General features: G+C 68.7%; 20 protein-coding genes and 4 tRNA genes. 10 read left to right on the top strand and 14 right to left on the bottom strand.

The genetic code is table 11. From position 1 onward, the window contains the following. Positions 1-183: 183 nt before the first annotated feature. Positions 184-936, bottom strand: coding sequence for a hypothetical protein (locus tag ACFOYY_RS22925; RefSeq protein ID WP_386191800.1), 753 nt, complete (start codon positions 934-936; stop codon positions 184-186). Between the two features lie 338 nt (positions 937-1,274). Between ACFOYY_RS22925 and ACFOYY_RS22920 the strand changes: the two genes are divergently transcribed. From ACFOYY_RS22920 to ACFOYY_RS22910, 3 genes are all read left to right on the top strand, one after another. Continuing rightward, positions 1,275-1,925 carry an SRPBCC family protein gene (locus tag ACFOYY_RS22920; protein ID WP_362778278.1) on the top strand — a complete coding sequence of 217 codons (651 nt, stop codon included), beginning with the start codon at positions 1,275-1,277 and terminating at the stop codon, positions 1,923-1,925. A 498-nt stretch (positions 1,926-2,423) separates the two neighbouring features. After that, a complete protein-coding gene (locus tag ACFOYY_RS22915) occupies positions 2,424-2,741 on the top strand; it encodes a hypothetical protein (protein ID WP_386191797.1) in 318 nt (105 codons plus the stop codon). Between the two features lie 499 nt (positions 2,742-3,240). Next, on the top strand, positions 3,241-4,023 hold the full coding sequence (locus ACFOYY_RS22910) for a DUF6461 domain-containing protein (protein WP_352016001.1): 783 nt from the start codon (positions 3,241-3,243) through the stop codon (positions 4,021-4,023). 110 nt (positions 4,024-4,133) lie between these two features. On the opposite strand, the gene ACFOYY_RS22905 is transcribed toward ACFOYY_RS22910, so the two are convergent. After that, positions 4,134-4,583: a hypothetical protein gene (locus ACFOYY_RS22905; protein ID WP_386191793.1), complete on the bottom strand. Its 450-nt coding sequence runs from the start codon at positions 4,581-4,583 to the stop codon at positions 4,134-4,136. Positions 4,584-4,704: 121 nt separating this feature from the next. After that, positions 4,705-5,328: a DUF6000 family protein gene (locus tag ACFOYY_RS22900; protein WP_386191790.1), complete on the bottom strand. Its 624-nt coding sequence runs from the start codon at positions 5,326-5,328 to the stop codon at positions 4,705-4,707. A 274-nt stretch (positions 5,329-5,602) separates the two neighbouring features. Here ACFOYY_RS22900 and ACFOYY_RS22895 point away from each other — a divergent pair, with 274 nt between their 5' ends. Next, complete coding sequence (locus tag ACFOYY_RS22895) at positions 5,603-5,764, top strand: hypothetical protein (RefSeq protein ID WP_386191787.1); 162 nt, start codon at positions 5,603-5,605, stop codon at positions 5,762-5,764. Positions 5,765-6,623: 859 nt separating this feature from the next. On the opposite strand, the gene ACFOYY_RS22890 is transcribed toward ACFOYY_RS22895, so the two are convergent. After that, a tRNA-Lys gene (locus tag ACFOYY_RS22890) sits at positions 6,624-6,696 on the bottom strand. A gap of 116 nt (positions 6,697-6,812) precedes the next feature. Between ACFOYY_RS22890 and ACFOYY_RS22885 the strand changes: the two genes are divergently transcribed. After that, the gene (locus ACFOYY_RS22885; RefSeq protein WP_352015304.1) at positions 6,813-7,454 is read left to right on the top strand and encodes a 3'-5' exonuclease; all 642 of its coding nucleotides are present in this window, start codon (positions 6,813-6,815) and stop codon (positions 7,452-7,454) included. Here the strand turns inward: ACFOYY_RS22885 and ACFOYY_RS22880 are convergent. Beyond that, positions 7,445-8,602 (bottom strand): acyl-CoA dehydrogenase family protein, encoded by a 1,158-nt coding sequence (locus tag ACFOYY_RS22880; RefSeq protein WP_386191784.1) that lies wholly within the window; start codon positions 8,600-8,602, stop codon positions 7,445-7,447. The genes ACFOYY_RS22885 and ACFOYY_RS22880 overlap by 10 nt on opposite strands. A gap of 120 nt (positions 8,603-8,722) precedes the next feature. Between ACFOYY_RS22880 and ACFOYY_RS22875 the strand changes: the two genes are divergently transcribed. After that, the gene (locus tag ACFOYY_RS22875; protein WP_352015302.1) at positions 8,723-9,193 is read left to right on the top strand and encodes a PspC domain-containing protein; all 471 of its coding nucleotides are present in this window, start codon (positions 8,723-8,725) and stop codon (positions 9,191-9,193) included. Position 9,194: 1 nt separating this feature from the next. On the opposite strand, the gene ACFOYY_RS22870 is transcribed toward ACFOYY_RS22875, so the two are convergent. Continuing rightward, positions 9,195-10,490 (bottom strand): MFS transporter, encoded by a 1,296-nt coding sequence (locus ACFOYY_RS22870; RefSeq protein WP_386191781.1) that lies wholly within the window; start codon positions 10,488-10,490, stop codon positions 9,195-9,197. 159 nt (positions 10,491-10,649) lie between these two features. Continuing rightward, positions 10,650-11,000, bottom strand: a complete 351-nt coding sequence (locus tag ACFOYY_RS22865; protein WP_386191984.1) for a metallopeptidase family protein — start codon at positions 10,998-11,000, stop codon at positions 10,650-10,652. A 34-nt stretch (positions 11,001-11,034) separates the two neighbouring features. Here ACFOYY_RS22865 and ACFOYY_RS22860 point away from each other — a divergent pair, with 34 nt between their 5' ends. From ACFOYY_RS22860 to ACFOYY_RS22845, 4 genes are all read left to right on the top strand, one after another. Next, on the top strand, positions 11,035-12,555 hold the full coding sequence (locus tag ACFOYY_RS22860) for a metallophosphoesterase family protein (protein WP_386191778.1): 1,521 nt from the start codon (positions 11,035-11,037) through the stop codon (positions 12,553-12,555). A gap of 92 nt (positions 12,556-12,647) precedes the next feature. After that, a tRNA-Glu gene (locus tag ACFOYY_RS22855) sits at positions 12,648-12,720 on the top strand. A 108-nt stretch (positions 12,721-12,828) separates the two neighbouring features. Then, positions 12,829-12,903: transfer RNA gene (locus ACFOYY_RS22850), tRNA-Asp, on the top strand. Between the two features lie 28 nt (positions 12,904-12,931). Continuing rightward, positions 12,932-13,005: transfer RNA gene (locus ACFOYY_RS22845), tRNA-Phe, on the top strand. A gap of 837 nt (positions 13,006-13,842) precedes the next feature. Here ACFOYY_RS22845 and ACFOYY_RS22840 read toward each other — a convergent pair. From ACFOYY_RS22840 to ACFOYY_RS22810, 7 genes are all read right to left on the bottom strand, one after another. Further along, on the bottom strand, positions 13,843-15,024 hold the full coding sequence (locus ACFOYY_RS22840; protein ID WP_386191775.1) for an acyltransferase family protein: 1,182 nt from the start codon (positions 15,022-15,024) through the stop codon (positions 13,843-13,845). After that, the gene (locus tag ACFOYY_RS22835; RefSeq protein WP_386191772.1) at positions 15,017-15,757 is read right to left on the bottom strand and encodes an alpha/beta hydrolase; all 741 of its coding nucleotides are present in this window, start codon (positions 15,755-15,757) and stop codon (positions 15,017-15,019) included. Before ACFOYY_RS22835 ends, ACFOYY_RS22840 begins: the two co-directional genes overlap by 8 nt. 226 nt (positions 15,758-15,983) lie before the next feature. Further along, entirely contained in the window at positions 15,984-16,193 is a 210-nt protein-coding gene (locus tag ACFOYY_RS22830; RefSeq protein ID WP_362778245.1) for a response regulator transcription factor, read from the bottom strand. Between the two features lie 10 nt (positions 16,194-16,203). Beyond that, complete coding sequence (locus tag ACFOYY_RS22825) at positions 16,204-17,532, bottom strand: sensor histidine kinase (RefSeq protein ID WP_386191769.1); 1,329 nt, start codon at positions 17,530-17,532, stop codon at positions 16,204-16,206. 409 nt (positions 17,533-17,941) lie between these two features. Then, positions 17,942-18,754 carry an SDR family NAD(P)-dependent oxidoreductase gene (locus ACFOYY_RS22820; RefSeq protein ID WP_386191766.1) on the bottom strand — a complete coding sequence of 271 codons (813 nt, stop codon included), beginning with the start codon at positions 18,752-18,754 and terminating at the stop codon, positions 17,942-17,944. A 198-nt stretch (positions 18,755-18,952) separates the two neighbouring features. Beyond that, a complete protein-coding gene (locus tag ACFOYY_RS22815) occupies positions 18,953-19,291 on the bottom strand; it encodes an ArsR/SmtB family transcription factor (protein ID WP_352015293.1) in 339 nt (112 codons plus the stop codon). Further along, positions 19,288-19,737, bottom strand: a complete 450-nt coding sequence (locus tag ACFOYY_RS22810; protein ID WP_386191761.1) for an SRPBCC domain-containing protein — start codon at positions 19,735-19,737, stop codon at positions 19,288-19,290. Before ACFOYY_RS22810 ends, ACFOYY_RS22815 begins: the two co-directional genes overlap by 4 nt. Positions 19,738-19,769: the final 32 nt, after the last annotated feature.

Raw genomic sequence — 19,769 nt, 5'->3', positions numbered from 1 at the left:
GTGTCGGTCGGCCGGAACGCCGGTACTGGCCACGCGAACGAGGTTTCCGCATGAGAGCACCATGTCGCCCCGTGCTTGCGCCCGGGTTGGAGTTCGCTGGTGCGCACGTTCGGCACAGCGGAGACGCACGGCAAAGGCGCATGGTCGCGACTGCGGCGGGGGTCTCGAACCCGGCCCGGCCGGTCAGCCGGGAGTGACCCGGTCACGGTCCCGCACCCCCGCCTGCGGTACGCGCTGGGCGGCGGCGTACACCGGTCCGCGTACCCGCTGCATCACACCCGCAGGAGGCAGGCCGGGAATCGGATGCCGGGCCGGGTCGAACCGCATCGGCGCCGCGGAGTCCGGTAGCGGCGGGCCGGTCAGTTCCAGCAGGCCGAAGCGCCGCCAAGGCGTCAACGGATGGGCCACCACCAGGTCCAGCACCAGCGGTTCACGCTCAACCGCCAGTGCGAGCTCGTCAAGGTCGGCCCACGAGGCCCATGACGACCGCGCGACGGCGCCGAGTAACACCTTCCGGTTCCGGCCGTCGAGGGCGAACGACAGCAGCGAGCCGTACATGCCCGGCGCCCACCGCCTCGTGGGCCGCAACGCACGCCGGCCGAGGACGGTGTGTCCCGTGGTGGCCAGCAGCAGGTCGCAGACACCCTCGCCCGTGTCACCCGGCAGCCCGGCCGCGGACCAGCGGACGGCGAGGCCGAGGATGTCCGGCAGCGGCGGCGGCAGACCGGCCGCGCGAGACAGGCGAGCCACCCCGGTCAGGGTCATGGGCTCGTCCAGGAAGGCGGCGCCCATCTGTGGAGACACGCCCCGCAGACGCAGGGCGGCGTGGAGAACGAGCCCGTCAGGGTGCAGCGGCCTCCCGTGTCGCAGTCGCGCCGCCTTCTCGGAGACGGCCGCCAACCCAGCGCCGACGGCGCGGACAACCCGGTCCTTCACGCGTCCCGCCACCTTCCGTCACCTGACCGCGCGCCGGTCACGATCGGTGTGACAGCGGCCTTCCGCGGCCTCTCTGATCCGTGCCTACCCCTCACAACCCCCTCGAAGCCGCCTCGGCCGGCACCCCGTACGCGGCCCGGCCCCTGGGACAGGGCTCCCGCCGGTCCGGCCCCCTTTTCGCGACACGGCCACCATGGACGCGGTCTGGAAATCAAGTTCACGACAGTTATTGGCTCTAACTTTTCCTATTGCTGCTCACTGTCGCTCGTTATATGGTCTAACGGTCGCTAGTGCTGATAGCTCGACTGGTCGGTCCGGTCGACGAACAGAGGAGAAGGATGTTCCGCACTCGCTCGGCCACCTCGCGAACCCCTCGCCGCCGGAGCGGCACGCGCGCCGCCCTGCTCGCGGTTCCGCTGACCGTCGCCGGTGTCCTCGGCGCCACCGCCGTGCCCGTCCAGGCCGTCACCCACGATCACGGCACCGGCCCGGCCTCGCTGACCTGCCAAGGCAGAGGTGTCGACCCGGCCGCCAAGGCCCGCTACCGGACCGAAATCCTCATCCAGGCGCCGCTCCGCACGATCTGGGATCTGCAGACCGACGTGGAAGACTGGCCCTCCTGGCAGAAGCCCGTCGCGCCCATGACCACAAAGCGTCTCGACCCGGGTCCACTGCGCGAGCGCTCACGGTTCCAGGCGACCGTTCACCTGCCCCCCAACCCCCCGTCCCCGCCCTCCACGGTGGTCATCACCTCCACCGTCCGGCAACTCCAGTACGGCAGATGCATCCGCTGGACCGGACCCGCCGACGGCGCCGGTTTCCACATCGACGGCATCCACGTCTGGAACTTCGTCAAGGTCCCCGGCGGCGTCCTCGTCCGCACCGAGGAAAGCCACACCGGCCCCCAAGCCGACCCCACCTCGGACATGGGCCTGGAAGCCTGGCTCAACGATCTCAAGACCGCCGCGGAATCCGGCTCCCACAACTGACCGGACAACAGCCGGCCCCGCTGGTTCACCTCGTGGCCACCGATGCCTCCTTCGTGACGCACGGACGGGTGAGGACCGGCGTCGTCCACGCTTCGGCCCCCGCCCGAGGTCGTCCCCGCAGCCCGGCGCGGGGAGCCTGAACGCCTTGCCCGGTGGGGGACCGGATGGCCCCAATATGGACACTCGCTCGCTTCCCGCACGGCCAACCTCGGCGGACGTCGCCAGGGGCGGTTTCCAGGAGCTTATGGCCGTAGGTGCTCACACTCATCGGAGACCGGCTCCGATCCCCCTCAAAGCCCGGACCGTCGAGCAGACGCACCAGGCGGTGAAAGCCGCAGCGGCGTGACAACCGGCCAGGCGAGCAGCTGATTCGGGTCCGATCCAGCGGGCGCCGAAGCGGGACCATGCAGCCGAAATATGAAGAAATGCAAGCTCCCCGCCGACGCCGATCGATGGTCACCTTGAGGTGTCCTCCTTCCCAGTCGTAAGGAGCCACCCATGAGAATCCGCCGATTATCCACAGCCCTGCTCGCGATGGCACTGGGTGCCGCCACGGTCATCACCGGGGCGACACCGGCACAGGCCGAACCCTCCGACTGCGTTATCGGCCGCCTCTATGATCCGCCCGCGTACACCAGCTACTGCGCGAGCGGCACCGGCTACCACATGATCGGTGTGGGCTGGAAGCATCCCAACCCGCAGATGCCCGAGTACGGAGAGTGGCACGGCGAGTGGGCGCCCGTCGGCGGCACGTCCATCGCGTACATCCCCTTCAGCAGGCAGATCACCGGCGTGAACATCCTGAAGAAGGACTAGTAAGAGCGCCCCGCCCGCCCTCCCACGCGGAGGACCTCAGCCCTGGGCGGGGCCGTCCACAGTGCCTTCCGTGTGGCGTGGGTCCACACCCCGCACCGCCTGAAGACCACCGGTCTGATCACGCTCGCCGACAAGGGCCGCCTCGGTGCCGGTCGTACAAGGACGGGAACAGGCCCGTCTCGCAGAAGGGCTCCAGCTCCACCCACGCCAGGCTTCGTGACCCCGGCGAGCGGGTGAACACGCAGTCGAAGGCCTGGCGCGTCCCGCGCTGCCGCCCGCTTCGCGCAGGTCAACTCGTCAAAGGATCATCTCGCCTCAACTTTGTGAAGCGAGATGAAAGCTCCGTGTATGTTCCGGATCTTGGGATGGGGTGTCGCGGCCGAAGACCTCGTCAACTCACGTTTTCCGCCAGAGTGCGCTTCGTCACCATGGCCCGCAGCGAGAAGCACGATGCCTGGACGGCAAGGCAGGACATCAACCCCGTCGGTAGTTTCTGATCATGTCCGATGCCGACTTCACGCCCCTCCGCGTCACCCACCGCGTGGGGCTCTCCCGCGAGACCTCCCTCCGCATGCGCACATGGGCGAAGGCGAAGGGTTACACCGTCAGCTGGCGTGGCCGGGTCGCACAGGAGATCATCGACGCCTTCCTCACCGCCCATCCCGAGGTCGTCGAGCAGGCGAGAACGTTCGAGATGGTCCACGCCACCGCGAGAACCCCCGGCCCGTCGCCGGAGGACTACGCGTGGGAGGGGAACAGCCGGCTCGGGGACGTCTACACGATCGTCTTCGTCCGTGGGCTCGACGAACACGAGGTGCTGCGCCGACTCGGCGCCGCGGACGAGGACATCCGGCTGATCGAAGACGGGGACCACTCCTGTCCAGAGGGACCTCAGATCGTCACCGTGAGGCGAATCGGGGACTGGACCGTCGCGGTCGAGGACTGCGGCTGGCGCGGCGCACGACGAGAGACTCTGGGCGCCCTGTCACACGACGGCGGAGAGGCCGTGACGGTGCATCGGCATGACTACGCCCGGCACCATGTCGCCTATGCCGTCGACGGCCGGCTCATCACCGACATCAACCCGGGATTTCCCATCGACAGGTGGGGTACGGACCCCGACCGGCTCAACCACCACCTCCGCGAACTGGGCATCGATCCGACCGCCGAGGACAGCGTCGACAACCCCATCCCGGCGGCCCTGGCCCTCGCCGGCCGCATCACCGGCGTCACGATCAACCCCCACCACCTTCACCGCCCCATCCTCGGCGCCACTCTCTGACCCCTGGCGGTGTCGAGACCGTTCCGCCCATGTTCCGATCTTCATGAGCCAAGGGCGTCAGCGGTAGGGATGGAGGTGGCCGGTGGATCCGATCAGAGCCGAACTCCAGGTCAGGCACCATCGGTCCGGTAGTCGAAGTACACGGTGAGGCTTGGCCAGTCGCCGTCCTCGGTGATCTCGTTGTGCATGATCACGTCGTGGACTTCGACATCGCCCAGTTCCTCGATGGAATCTGCGACCCTACGAAGGAGCGCGGGCACATCTCCTTGCTCTGGCCCCTCCGGGTTGGCCTGGGAGAAGTGGTGCATGGTCCAGGTGCTTCGCTCGGACATCCCCGGCCCTCCTCTGATCGCTGCGCTGTACCGCAGCATAGAGATCATGCGGCTGTTGCGAGCCCTCCCTGGTGGGGAACAGAGCCATCGGGCGGCCTTGGCATTGGTCAGGCCGGGACCGTGGTCGCCGAACTTGCCGGCGATGGCGCTTTTGCGCATGAGGACACAGGAGATGACGCGCCGGTCGCCCGGTTCCATGCCGTAGTCCAGGGCTTCGTCGGCCCACATGATGGCCTGGGTCTGTCATCACGGATGAGGGACATGGATTCCCCGTCGGTCTTGACGCTCGGCGCGAAGCGCATGGACACAACAGTGCGCCAGGATCTGACCGAGTCGGGCCGTGGCGGTCTCAGGCGCCGGCTTCCATCGCCTGGTCGGCGAAACGGAGAAGTCCGGCGATCCGGCGGTGGCAGTCGGCCGGGTCCTGGCGTGAGAACGAGGAGCTGCTCCAGAGGCCGTCGGGAGTGAGGAATCCCGGGGCGTGGTCCGTGCCCAGCGTCTCGTCGAGGTGGAGGAGGCCGCCGAGGACCCAGTCCTGGTCGTAATGGCAGTCGCGCTGCGGCAGGTACCTCTCCAGGTAGGCGGTGAGAACGCCGGCGTCCTCCGGTCGCCCGAATCGGGTGATGGCGAAGCTGTACCCCTGACCGGCGTAGACGAGGCCGCTTTCCAGGAGGAGGTCGGCCAGGATTTCACGGAACCGGGTACGCCGGTCGAGGCCGATGAGCCACGCCGCGGCGAGCCGCTCCCGCCAACCGGAGAACTCTCCCCGTCGAAGCATGCGTTCAAGGTCGGCGTCGGTGATCTGCCGAGCGTCGTGGCCCAACGAGCGGAGGAACCTGGTTCGCTCCTGGTCGGCCAGGTCGACGAAGTTGCCATGCAGAAGATCAAGGTAACGGGCGGTCTCATGCTCCGGCGCGGCGACCGCGTAGCGCTCAATGACCTCGACCGTCAGGTCGTCTGTCGGATCAGTCATGGACACATCCTGGCGTGCGAGGCAAGAGCCCGATGATCACTCGGGAGTCCTCGTGGCCGGTGACGGGAGCCGGCCGACGGAACTCATTTCCGGGAGCGCCAACGGGGTGCTTCTTTTTCGATGGCTGGCGTCCTCGCGATCGACTCCCCTTCGGCGCGGGTCGGCTCTGCACCGAGTACGGAAACCAGGTTGGCATGCACACCCCTCGCCACGCTGTTGGAGAGGGCTACACGGTCGTCCGCCCGGCCCGCATCGAGTCCTCCAGAGCGGAGGCATGCTGATCGCCGTCCGACAGGTGTGGGACAGCACCGAAGGCGACGACGCCCGGCTGTGTGCGGTCGTGACCGAACCGGTGTCGCTCATCGCCTACCGGCTGGGCCACCACGCCGGAACCGTGACCGGCCACCGCCAGGGTCTGCGCTTCCGCCCCCGCTGACGATGAGCCCGGCACCCGGCACGCCACGGCGCCCCTGTCCTCCTGGGCAGGGGCGCCGTCATGAAGTCACGCAGCCGCTACACCTGGACGCATTTCTTTGCGTCGGCGAAAACGCGCTTCCCGTCAAGTGTGCGCAATTTCGCGCAGCTATAGGTCGCGTTCCAGGAGGTGACAGTGATCACGTTGGGACCGGGCGCCGGGTCCGCGGTCCCAGTACAGTCCTCTCCGATCAGCCACAAGAAGTGGAAAAGCGGCTCCCCGCTCTCCCACCTCCCCTGAGCGCAAACGAAATTGGAGCTGGCGGAGGCGGCGGCCGGGATCGCCGCCAACGGGGAAGCGAGAACCACGGCGGCAGCAGTGACAGCGAGGCGCTTGATCAAGGACATGGGGGTGCCCTTCCACGGAGGAGGCTGGCGAGACCGTTCGGGGAGCGCCTCGAAGGTAACCCGGGAGAGCGGTCCCGCTCCCTGGCCAGAAGCGGACAACGGTGAACGTCGCGTTGACGGCCTCGACGCGACGCCGCAAAACCTCACCGGGATCCTCCGCTGCCCGTTCGGGGCGCCGTCGCCTTTCCCGTCTCTCCCGCACGAACCCCACTGTGGCCGCGACCGCAGCAGGAACGGACACCACGAGAATCAGCCAGATCGTCTCTGAACTGTACTTCTGGTACACGGCCACGACCGAAAGCCGGCAGGAACACGGCGTGGCGCACGGCACCGTCCGCCGCCCCGGTGCCGCGGAAGGTCATCGTGGGGAGACGTCCGGCACCCGTGGTCTCCCCCAGGCGTGCGATCGCCCCTACGGATTCCACGGGGGCCGGGAAAAAGAAGAACCCCCTGCTGGGCAAGGGGTTGAAGAGTAGGGCGCCTGGGACTCGAACCCAGAACCTACGGATTAAAAGTCCGCAGCTCTAACCATTGAGCTAACGCCCCGCTTGAGACAGCGTACCGAGGATAGTGTCCACCAACGTCCGTTGCCAGGCCCGGAAGGGGCGGTGGTTGGACGAACCGTGTGTGGACGGGGGTAGATGGATCATACAGTGGCACTCATGACGAGCTCGGGGCTTGAGTCCGCCGGAGGGGTCCGCGTGTCCTCCCGGCAAGGGTATGTCGTGGTCGACGTGGAGACCACGGGGTTTTCCCCGGCGAAGGGCGACCAGATCTGTGAGATCGCCCTCGTCTCCCTGAGCACCGAGGGCGAGGTCCTCGACGAGTGGCACTCGCTGGTCAACCCACGCAGGACGACCGGGGCCGTGCACGTGCACGGGATCACCGAGGCGATGGTCGCGCGGGCGCCGGTGATCGAGGAGGTGCTCGACGACGTCTGGCAGCGGGTCGCCGGGCGTGTCCTGGTGGCTCACAACACCTCCTTCGACCTCCGGTTCCTCCGGGTTCTGCCGGAAAGTCACTGGCTGACCGAGACCCTGTGCACGCAGAAACTCGCCCCGGACTTCCTCTCCGAGGGGAAGTGGACCCTGGCCGCCTGCTGTGAACGGGCGGGCATACCGCTCTCCGGCGCCCACGCCGCGCTGGCCGACGCCAGGGCCACCGCCGAGCTGCTCCGCTTCTACATGCGCCAGGGCGTCTCCTGGCAGGAGAAACTGGCCAGGGCCGCACGGACTCCCCTCTGGCGCCCCAGCGGCAGGCCGCAACGCCCCGCACTCGGCCGACGACTCCAAGGTCAGCGGTAGGCGGGAATCCCGGTCAGGGCCTCGCCCAGGACGAGGGTGTGGATCTCCTGGGTGCCCTCGTAGGTCAGCACGCTCTCCAGGTTGTTCATGTGCCTGATCACGGGATACTCCAGCGTGATGCCGTTGCCGCCCAGGATCGAGCGAGCCTGACGGGCGATGTCCAGCGCGGCGCGGACATTGGCGAGCTTGCCGAAGCTGACCTGCCGGGGGGTGAGGGTGCCCGCGTCCTTCAGCCGGCCCAGGTGGAGCGCGGTGAGCTGAGCCTGGCCGAGACCGACGTACATCCAGGCGAGCTTCTCCTGGGTCATCTGGAAGGCCCCGATGGGCTTGCCGAACTGGACACGGGTCTTCGAGTAGTCGACGGCGGCCTCCAGGCAGGCGCGGGCCGCTCCCACGACGCCCCACAGGATGCCGAAACGCGCCTCCGACAGGCACGAAAGCGGCCCCTTCAACCCCCGCACCCCGGGCAGTACGGCTGACGCGGGAAGACGGACGTCGTCGAGATACAGGGAGGAGGTCACCGAGGCCCTCAGGGACATCTTCCTGTGGATCTCAGGGGCGGAGAACCCGGGAGTGCCGGTGGGGACGACGAAGCCGCGGACGCCGTCCTCCGTCTGGGCCCAGACCACCGCGACGTCGGCGACGGAGCCGTTGGTGATCCACATCTTGGAGCCGTTGAGGACCCAGTCGCCCGAAGGGTCCTGCTTGGCATGGGTGCGCATCCCGGCGGGGTCGGAGCCGTGGTCGGGCTCGGTGAGGCCGAAGCAGCCGATCGCCTCGCCGGAGGCCATCCTGGACAGCCACTCCTCCTTCTGCTCCGCGGAGCCGTACTTCCAGATGGGGAACATGGCCAGCGAGCCCTGCACGGAGACGAACGAGCGCAGCCCCGAGTCTCCCGCCTCAAGCTCCCGGCAGGCGACGCCGTAGGAGACGGCGTCCAGGCCCGCGCAGCCGTACCCGTCCAGGTGCATGCCGAGCAGGCCGAGCGAGCCGAGGAGCGGTGCCAGTTCGCGGGCGGGGAAGACCGCCTCCTCGAACCACTCGCCCACGTGGGGGAGCACCTTGTCCGCGACGAACTCACCGGTGGTGTCACGGATGAGCCGCTGTTCCTCGGAGAATGCGTCGTCGACGCGCAGGAGATCGTCCATGAGGTGTTCCTCTCTCGTCGGCCCCTGTCAGGGTATTGATGGCGTCTCAGGAAGGATGTCAGGGTCCTCCCAGGGGGAATCCCGATGTGAGCGATGTCCCTTCAGGGGCATTCTGAAGACATGAACGAAAACGAGTTCTCAAGCGTCAAGAAGCTCCGCAGGACCAGGAACGGGCGCGTCATCGCGGGTGTGGCCTCCGGGCTCGGACACTACGTCGGAGTCGACCCCAACATCATCCGCGCGGCCCTGGCCGTCGCCTCCTTCTTCGGTGGTCTCGGCGTCGGGATCTACGCGGTCGGCTGGCTGCTGCTGCCCGAGGAGGGCAAGGACTCCTCGATCCTGCAGGACCTGGTCGCCAAGAACAAGGACAACCCGGTGTGGCTGGACGCCAAGGCCAAGGCCGAGCAGGGGTGGGCGAAGGCCGAGAACTGGAGCAGGAACGCCGGTCACAACGGCTCCTACCAGGCTCCGCACCAGCAGGCCCCCTACCAGCAGGCCCCGCAGTACCCCACCCACCAGGACCCGGTCGCTCCCTACCCCACCCCCGGTACGGCCCAGCGAGACAACGGCGGCCCCGCCCCTCAGGCGTGAGTCAGGCGGACGTCTCCGTGCGAGCCATCTCGATGATCTCCTGGCGGGATCGGACCCAGAGCACGGCCAGCGCGGCCGCCAGAAGGAGACCGGCCGCGCCGGCCAGTGCCACCACGACCTCAGGGCCGAGTCTGTCGGCGGCGGCGCCGCCCACCAGGATGCCGACGCCCTGTGACGCGAGCAGGCCCGAGTGCACGAGCCCGAAGGCCAGGGCCCGCCGTTCGGCGGGGACACACTGCACGAACGCGGCGTTCGCCGCGAGCTGGTAGGCCCCGCCGACCCCCGACAGGAACCACAGGACCAGCACCACGACCAGCGGCGGCCGTACGGCACAGGCGATCAGCGGCGCGCAGGTCAGCATCGCCAGCCAGCCCATCAGGCGCAGCCGGCTCGACGGGGTGACGTATCGGCCGAAGAGGAAGGCGCCGACGACCGTCCCGGTGGGCATCGCGGCCATCAGCAGGCCCGCGACGAAGGAGATCCGTTCCGGATCGTCGGTCAGCGTCGCGGCGTAGGGGGTGGCGATCCCCTCAGGAAGCACGTAGAAGCCACACAACCAGGCGAACATGACGAGCGTACGCAGTCGTCCGTCACCGAAGACGAGTCGGGTGCCCGCACGGGTCATGGTCCACATCGAGGGCGAGGCCGTGTCGTCGCGGACGGGCGCGGGGCGGCGCCGTATGCCGGAGACCAGGATCAACGCCGAGGCCAGATAGGTCGCCGCGTCCAGAGCCAGCGCCCGGTACGGTCCCATACCCATGATCAGGGCGCCGCCGAGGGCGAAGCCCAGCATCTGGGCCCCCTGGTTGGTCATGTTCTGCAGGGCGGAACCCACGACGTAGCGGTCGCCCTCAAGGATCTCGGGTAACAGCGCGGCCCTGGCGGCGGAGAACGGGGCGCTGAGCAGCACCACGCAGAAGACCAGGGCGCACAGCGCCGCGAACGGTGTGCCGGGGATCGCCATGAGCGCGACCAGGAGTGCTCTGAGCAGGTCGCATACGATCATGATGTGTCGCCGGGCGTGCCGGTCGGCGAGTGCCGAGAGCAGCGGCCCGCCGATGATCGGGGGAAGGTAGGTCAGGGCATAGACCGAAGCCGTCGCCAGAGGCGACTCCGTGCGCTGGAAGACCAGCACGGACAACGCGACTCGGGAGAGCTGGTCACCCAGGAGGGAAAGCCCCTGGGCCATCCAGAGCGCGCGAAACTCTCCGATGGCGATTATCTCGCCATATGTCACTTGGGCTTCGGTGGGGCGGCGGTGCCGCCCGGGTAGCCGACCGGGCCGGGTGGCCGCCATATGACTCCGCTGGGCTGCAAGCACATTGACTGTGGGTGGTCAGTATGTAACCTACGGTGCCCGTTGAAGCGCCGTTGCGCAACCGAAAGCGACGAAGCCCATGCATAGCGTGGCGAAATATCATGATATTTCCCCGCATGGGAGGTTGTGTCGTTTCGATCACCAGCCGAGGTCGTGCAGCCTGTCGTCGTCGATACCGAAGTGATGGCCCACCTCATGGAGCACGGTGATGCGGACCTCGTTCACCACGTCACTTTCGGACTTACATATAGAAAGTATGGAGTTACGGTAGATCTCAATGCGGTCGGGTAGTACTCCTGCGTACCAGTCCCCGCGTTCGGTGAGTGGAATCCCGGTGTACAGCCCAAGAAGATCGGGTTCGGGCGGATCGTCCACAACCACCACGACCACGTTGTTCATCACTCTCGTCAGTTCGGGAGGAATCGTGTCCAGAGCCTCGGCCACGAGCTCCTCGAACCTTTCTCGCGAGACTTCGATCACACCCGCCATTGTGCCCCCGGTTTCCGGGTAGAGGGCGGAGCGGATGGATCTCAGCAAGCTCAGAAGCCTCACAAAGCGGACCCAGGGAGGGCTTCGCAGCCTCGCCGTGGGGCGCGTCACGCGCGGCGTGGCGGTCGTCGCGGTGTCCATCGCCTCGGCCTGGCTCGGCATCATGCTCGGTGGCCCCGTACGCGCCAATGTCGGCCCCGTGGAACTCGGTATGACGGCGGAGCCGTCCTGGACGGGGGAGACCGTCCTCGACGCGCATCCGTTCGGCACGCTGCTGTTCGACACCCACGACGCGCCGGTCGGCCTGCGCGTCACCCTGGAGAACATCAACACCAGCAGGGTCGCCATGATCCTGGACAACCCGCGGATGTCCTCCCACCTGCCCAGCATGATGGAGAAGGAGCTACGTGAGGGGGTCAGAACCCTGGTTGTCAGGGCTCTGGTGTGCGGCCTCGCGGGCGGCCTGCTCGGCTCGCTGATCGTCTTCCGCAGGCCGGGTCCCGCGCTGGCGGGCCTGCTGAGCGCCACGGTCGCCATCGCGGGTACGGGCGCGGCCGTCGCGCTGACCTTTCACCCGAGGGCGGTGGTCGAGCCGAAGTACACCGGCCTGCTCGCCGGGGCGCCCTCGCTGGTCGGTGACGCCGAGTCGATCGTGACGCGGTTCGAGTCGTACCGGACCCAGCTCGCCAAGCTGGTCAACAACGTCTCCCAGCTCTACGACACGGTCTCGGCCCTGCCGCTGTACGACTCCGACCCCGCCTCGATCAGGATCCTCCACGTCTCGGACATCCACCTCAATCCGATCGCCTGGAACGTCATCCGCTCGCTCACCGAGCAGTTCAAGATCGACGCGGTCGTGGACACCGGCGACCTGACCGACCACGGGACGGGCCCCGAGGACAAGTTCGCCGAGGAGATCGGCCGGCTCGGCCTGCCGTACGTGTTCGTCAGGGGTAACCACGACTCCGGTTCGACCCAGAAGGCGGTCGCGAAGCAGAAGGGCGCCGTCGTCCTCGACGACAAGGTCAAGACCGTGGCCGGGCTGCGCATCTACGGGCTCGGCGACCCCCGGTTCACCCCGGACAAGTCCGTTTCCGTCGACTCGGACCTGGAGGCGCTTGCGGCCACCGGGCGTGAGCACGCCGCCAGGCTCGCCCTGGAGAGCAAGCCCGTCGACCTCGTCGCCGTGCACGACCCGACGATCGCCAGGCAGTTCTCCGGCCGGACGCCCATGATTCTCGCGGGACACTCCCACGAGAGATCGACCGAACTGCTGCCCTCCGGTACCCGGCTGCTCGTCCAGGGCTCCACGGGCGGGGCGGGTCTACGGGCCCTGGAACACGACGAACCGACCCCCGTCGCGGCCTCGGTGCTGTACTTCGATCGCAAGTCGCACCGCCTGCGGGCCTGGGACGACATCACCCTGGGAGGGCTGGGAGAGCAATCCGTCCAGATCGAGCGTCACGTCGAGAGCGCCCCTGGCCGTACAATTTCTCCTGGGCCGACTGTTTCCCCGTCTCCAACGGGGGCGACCGTCGGCGCCACGCCGCCTTAGCCGGAACGCCGCTTTGGCATCGGGGTCAAAAGTCCCCTATGCTTCAGAGGTCTCCAGCGGAAGACGGCAACGGAGCGGGACGCCAGTTCCGAGCCCCCATCGTCTAGTGGCCTAGGACACCGCCCTTTCAAGGCGGCGACACGGGTTCGAATCCCGTTGGGGGCACCTGCTGAGCGAAAGCTCACCGGGGAAACGGCAGGTCGAAGACCTCCGAAGAACTGGTAAGCTAAGCAAGGCAAGAAAGACGGAAGCGAAAACTTCCGACAAAAGCAAGGTCCTGTAGAGCAGTTTGGAGTGCTCGCCACCCTGTCAAGGTGGAGGTCGCGGGTTCAAGTCCCGTCAGGACCGCTCTGGTAGGTGTTCGATCCACCACCGAGGTCAGGTAGCTCAGTTGGTACGAGCGTCCGCCTGAAAAGCGGAAGGTCGGCAGTTCGACCCTGCCCCTGACCACAGCAGCTGAGCAGTAGGGAAGCCCCGAACGAAATCGTTCGGGGCTTTTTTGATCTCGGCGGCAGTAAGTCGGCGGCCTCCGTTTCAGGTTCGTTCATGGCACGCTGACGTGCGTGTGGTTATTTCCCTGGTCAGAGGCGAAAGGTTCGGGCCGGGGCACGACGTTGCCCAGGGCGCTTCGGACGGTTCGCGCCGTTGACACTGCGCGGGACTTCCATGTGTGGTCCCGTGATCGCCGGCATGACCACGGTTGCGGTCACCCGCGCTGCGTTGAAGAGCGTGAAGGCCACTGTGTCTGCCACACGTTCTCGGAAGACACACGGACAGCGCGTGACCGGCCCGCCGGATTGGAACGTGGTTCGGCGCAGGAGGCCGTCAGGGGCTTGATGGCCAAGGGGTTCGTGGAGATTCGTGCCGTCAGCCACCTGGCGGAGCGCGCGTTGGCCGGTGGGGAGACCGATACGGCGATGAGGCACCTGGAACACATGCGCATGATCGCTGACGTGTGTCACAACCTGCCGGGCGATTTTCTGTCCAAGAGGCGCGAGGTCCGCGAGCGGAAGGCCGTCAAGAGCCTCCGATTCCACTTACGGGAGTTCGATCCCGACGATCGTGTGCCCAGTGGGTCGCGGGGCAATTGGAAGGTCAGAGATTCGACCACGTTCGCGTTCTCCGCGATCGGATCAAATGGAGGCATGCTCGGTATACGAGTGCCGACAGGTCCTCAAGAACGTCCATCAAGACGGCTGTGCAAGCCCTGATGTGTCTACCGAACTGGGGCGACTCCAGCCGCAGGGGCCTTTCGTGGCACAGCGTCACAAACATGCGAAGACCGCGTCAAGCTGATCGCGACACTCTGGCATTCAACCGCTTCGCCGCTGCCCCCGCCAGGGCGAGCAGCCCTCCGAACACCGGCAGCCAGCCCAGGCGCTCCGGCAGCCAGGAGAGGTGGGCGGGCGGGGTGAGCAGTCCCGGGACGGCGCCGAAGCGGAGTGCGGCCAGGGCGGTCACGGCAGCCACCGTCAGGTGCCAGAGGAAGATCGTCATAGCGGACAGGTTGAGCAGCGCCACCGCGGCCCAGAGCCGGGGCCTGCGCATCAGCCGCCCCAGCGGCCCGTGCGCCAGCAGCGCCAGCCCCACCTGGGCGAGCCCGAAGGCGACGGCGGCGAGCGTGGGCGGGCTGAGGTTCGAGACCCTCGCCCCCGGCACGCCCACCATGCTCGCGGGATAGCCGAACCCGGCCACCAGGACCGCCGCCCCGGCCGCCCCTCCGGCCAGCAGCGCCACCGCCGTCCGCCGGGAGGCGAGCCCGCCGCCCGCCCAGCCCATCCCCAGCATGTACGGCACCAGCCACCCGGCCGCGAGGTTCACCCACCCCAGCCAGGCCGGCCCGCCCAGGCCGAACCTGACCGCGTCCACCACGAGCACCACCGCGGCCGCCGAGGCGGCGGTGACGCCCGGCCGCAGTCTCAGCAGCAGGGGAGTGGCGGCGGTGAGCGCCGCGAAGACCGCCAGGAACCAGATCGGTCCGAGCGCCGGGAGCGCCAGCGCCCTGACCGTCGCGTACGGCGCGCCGTGCAGCGCCAGCCCCGCCGCGATCCCTGCCCAGACCAGCAGGAGCGGGCCCACCGGCCGCAGCAGCCGCCCCATCCTGGCCCGCACCCACGCCGGACCCGCCGCCCGCGCCGGACCCGCCGCCCGCGCCGGACCCGCCGTCTCCGCCCGCGCCCGATCACCCGCAGTCCGCAGGCTCCGTGCCGCGGCGTACCCGCCCACGAAGAAGAACACCGCCAGCGTCTGCAACACCCACGACAGCGGCGCGAGCTCCGGCATGAACGCGAGCGGGCTGGAGACGGCGACCGTCCCCCGGGGCCCGGGCACCCACGCCGTGACGAGCCAGTGCCCCAGCACCACCCCGGCGATCGCCAGCGCCCGCAGCGCGTCCACCCCCCGGTCCCGCCCCGGCGGCGTCATCGCCTCGACCCGCGCCGCCGTACGGCGCCCGGCCGGGTCACGCATGGGACACCTCGGCGGTCCGCCCGAGGGCGATCAGGGTGAGGTTGCGCAGGGACTCGCCGCCGGGGGCGAGATAGTCGCTGTGCCCGGCGGCGCCGGCCGCGAACACCCGGGAACCGTAGCCGGGCTCGGCGGGATCGCGACCGAAGCCCAGCGGGCCGAGCTTGACCTTGGGGATGTCGCGCGTCCAGTCCTCCGTGCCGCTGCCCGCCCAGAGGGGGACCCCGCCCAGCTCGGCCGCCGAGGAGACGCCGAGCCCGGGGCTGCCGAACACGGCCAGGTTGTCCGCCCGGATCCCCGGCGCGGCCTTGGCGCACACCACCGACCCGTAGCTGTGGCACAGCAGGCTGACCCGCTTGCCGCGGAGCGTCTCGTTCACGTAGCGCCGCAGCGCCGGGGCGCCCTTCTCCGCGGCCCAGCCGGTGGCGGACTCCAGGCTGACGGTCGCCGGGCTGTCGTACCCGAGCCAGGCGACCACGGCCAGCCGGGCTGCCGGATCCAGTTCCCGCGCCTGGGCGAGCACCGCCCGCGCCCCGCCTCCGGGGGTGCTGTACGGCTTGGCCCGCCCGCCGTCGAAGGTGGCGGGCGTGGTGTCGGCGCCGGGGACGATGACGGCCACGTGCTCCGCCGTACTGAGATCGCCGTAGACCTGGATGATCCGGTCACCCTGCGGCGAGGGGACGGCCAGGTAGGTGAGCGCTGCGGCGGTGGCGACGGCGAGCGAGGAGCGGAGCACGGAGGCCTCCTGTCCGGTTCGGGGGAACGAGACAGGACGCTACGAATCAAGATCGGTAACTCGCGTCACACCGCGGTGCTCACCTTCACATCACCCCCCGGAGGGAGGAAGGCGGCGCCGTCCCGGGGAGCGGGGCGTGGGACGGTCCCCTGGGGATCTCACTCGCCGGAGCGGACCGGTCCGGACTCGCAGGCGTACAGGATCGCCTGGGCCCGGTCGCGCAGGTTCAGCTTGGTCGGGATCGGCCGATGTGGGTCTTGACCGTCTGCTCCGAGAGTACGAGCTCCTCGGCGATCTCCTGGTCGGAGCGGCCCCTGGCGATGGGGACGAGCACCTCGGTCTCGTGTTCGGTGACGCGCTCGACAGCCTCCCGCCCGTTCACCGCCTCGATGTCGGACCGGGCGTCCAGGAACACGGTGAAGCCGGTTCTGACCATGCCCTGATCGTCATGTTTCCTCAGCGATCGGAAGTATCGCGGTGACCGCGAAGCCCTTTCCCGTCGGTCCCGCCCACACGCTCCCGCCGAGCATGGCGGCCCGTTCCCGCATCCCGATCAGGCCGTGTCCCGTGTGCTTCTCGCGCCCCGCCTTCGCCGCCTCCGCGGCGGCGCGGTCCCCGCCGTCGTCCGCCACGTGGATGTTCAGCTCGTCGCCCGAGCGGTGGATCCTCACCGTGACGGCCGAGCCGGGCGCGTGCCGCATGGCGTTGCTGAGCGACTCCTGCACGATCCGGTAGGCCGACAGATTCACCGCGGTGGGCAGGTCGAGCAGGTCGCCGCCCAGCTTGAGCTCCACGGAGAGCCCTGCGGAGCGCGCGGTGGCGGCGAGCTCCTCCAGGCGGCCCAGGCCCGGCTGCGGCGCGGTGTCCGTACGCCCGTCCCCGTCGCGTAGCACGCCCAGCACGCGGCGCATCTCGGTCATGGCGGCCAGCGAGAGCGCGCGGATCTCGCCGAGCCCCTCCTCCAGCAGCCGCGCGTCCTCCCGCGCCTGCAGCGGTATGGCCTCCGCCTGGATGGCGATCACCGACATGTGGTGCGCCACCACGTCGTGCAGCTCCCGGGCGATCCTGGCCCGTTCCTCCAGGACGGCCTGCCCGGCCAGCGCCTGCTCGCTGCGCCGTTCCTCCTCGGCCAGCCGCCCGGCGGCCGTCCTCCTGGCCTGGACGTTGTAGCCGAACAGGACGGTGACGGTCACCATGGCGATGCCGATGAACGTCACGCCGGGCAGGCTGGGGTCGGATTGGATGCCGAGGATCCACAGGGCGGCAGCCGAGATCATCCACACACCGATGATGACGTGCCGCTCGCAGCGGACCGCGACCGCGTAGACCACCAGCAGGTACATGATCACGGCGTCGGCGGAGAAGGCCGCCTCCAGGTCCTGGCCGCGGGTGACGATCCCCCAGGGAATCAGCACCACCGCGAGCCGCCAGGCCATCAGCGGCCAGCGGTCGCGCAGCGCCAGCGGCAGCGAGGAGGTCAGGGCGATGAACGCGATCTCTCCCCCGTCCAGAGGCGTCGCCATATACAGCGACTCGTGCCTCATGAGCGCCTGCACGGCGCGGAACAGGATGAAGGCCAGTACGAGATCGGCGACGAGGACCAGGTTGATCGTGCGGAACGGCAGCAGACTCAGAAACCCCGGCACGCGGGGGGTCAGCCACCGGGGGCGGGGGTGCGACGGACCGGCCCTGCCGGTCCACACGGCTGCGGTGAGCGCGCGGCCCAGCCGGGCGACGGGCCGCAGCCGCGCCCGCTGGGCGGGGGGAGAAGCCATCCGGCCAGTCTATGGAGACCGCCAATCACCCAGATCACACCATGGAGGGATCTTTCGCCTCATCCCGGTGAGTCGGATCACGCCATTTGGAACCGGAGGAGCGTTGCGACCTGGCGGGCAAGGTTCCCCGGACCAAGCTTGTCGGCACCAGTCGAGGAGTTCCCATGCCGGACGTCTGGGGCGTTGAGCTGTTCGACCGCCGCTTGCGCTCTGAGATGGGTAAGTGCGTGCGCCTACCGAGCGCCGACGGCGTTCAAGACGGTTGGGCGGCGGTGATCCGGACGCCTGACCGCCCGTAGGGGCAGGTCACGACCACCGGGAAGCCCGCGTCGGCGACGGCCTGGGCGTTGGGCGGAACGCCCAGGAGGTGCGGGGAACGAAGTCGTCGGGTTGATCGGATGCGGCGGTCTCAGTCGACAAGTGCGCCGGCGGTCAGGTTGGCGATCGTTCCGGTCATGGCTCCGGCTCGGTCCGAAGCCAGGAACGCGGCCGTCTCCGCGATCTCGGAGAGCGTGGGCAGTCTCTTCAGAAGCGTTCCCTGCGCCATCGCTCCGCTTTCGAGCAGCTCCTGGACCGACTGCCCGGCCGCCGTCGCGGCTTGCTCGAAGAGGTCCTTGGTGTGGGAACCCGCCGCGGGCGCGTCGACGGCGGCGTGTGGACGGATGCCGATCACCCGGACGTTGCCGGGTGCCAGTTCCGCGGCCAGAACCCGGGAGAAGGCCTCCTTGCCCGCCGCGCTCACGGCGTGCCCCAGGATGCCGCTCACAGCCAGCTTGGAGCCCGGCTCGGACAGCGTCAGGATGACGCCGGGCCGTTCGCGACCCATGTGCCGTGCCACAGCCTTGCTCGTGATGAACAGCGCCCGCAGATAGCCGTCGATCGGCCGCATGAACTCCTCCAGCGAGAGGTCCGCCAGCGAGGTCCCCTGGTCGTGCGGGACACTCACGGCGTTGACGGCGATGTCGATGCCGCCGGCCGTCGCCGCGACCGTGTCGGCGTGCTTCTCGACCGCCTGTTGGTCGAGAACGTCGACCTGCGCGGTCTCGACCGCTCCGCCCGTGGCGGCGATGTCACGTGCCACGGCGTCGAGCCTCTCCTGTGTCCGTCCGGCGATGAACACCCTCGCGCCTTCCCGGGCGAACACCCGGGCGATCGCGCCACCGATGGCGCCCCCGCCCCCATAGATGACAGCGTTCCTGTCGCCGAGCAGCGATCCACTCATGTTTGTCCCCCAAAGGTGGTTGATTCTTCGGACGGTTACACGGGCTCGATGGCACACCGGCACCGTCGGTTCAGGCGTCCGGGACGGAGATCACCGCGTCACCGGCACGCGAGCACGTCGATCGGTGCCGTCGCCGTGGGTCCAGGCGTCCGGGACGGAGATCACCGCCACCGGCACACGGGTACGTCGATCTGTTGGTCAGTCGTTTTTCTGGCGCTGGATCTGTTCCGCGATGCGCTTGATGCGGTTCAGCCGTACATCCCAGGTTCTGCCGACCTCGTTCAGCTGCCGTACGGCACGGGCGAGCTGTGCCTCGTCGACTTCGTAGCGTCGCTCGCGGCCCATCGGTGTCGCGCGCACGAGGCCCGCGCGATCGAGGACGTTCAGATGCTTGGTGACCGCCTGGCGCGAGATCGGGAGACGATCGCTCAGGCTGGTCGGCGTACCGACGCCTTCCGCGAGCAGCAGGTCGAGCAGACGGCGCCTGATCGGGTCGCCGATCGCCGACCAGAGCTCGTCGTCGACGGCGACGGTCATCGCGCCACCACGGAAGAGGCGTAGCTCCGCAGGAGGGGAAGGAAGGTGTCCCAGCCGTGCTCGTGTTCGTGGAAGGCCTTCTCAAGCACGGCGGCCTCCCAGCCCTTCTCCCGCCAGCCGCTCTCGGTCAGGTGCAGAATCGTGCCGTCGCCGGAGGGTTCGAGCTCGAAGGTGATCAGGAGAGAGTTGCCCGCATCGGGCAGTTGACCGTCAGGGGCGATCCAGCGCATCGCGAACCTGCGGGGCGGGTCCACGTCGACCACCGTGATCGACTCGACCACGTCGGGGACGTCCCACACCAGTTCGCCGACGGCGCCTGGCTCGGGCTCGAACGACGCGTCGTCGGACCACCACATCTTGATGTGCTCGGGACGACTCACCACATCGAACACGACCTCCGGCGCCGCGTCGATGTGGATCTCACGCTCCAGCTTTCCGAACTCCACCACGGACCTCCAATAGGCAACCATCGGTTGCG

Source organism: Streptosporangium jomthongense, assembly GCF_042650425.1.
Lineage (GTDB): Bacteria > Actinomycetota > Actinomycetes > Streptosporangiales > Streptosporangiaceae > Streptosporangium.
The sequence above is the reverse complement of the archived record's forward strand: the minus strand, read 5'-3'. Positions and strand labels throughout refer to the sequence as shown.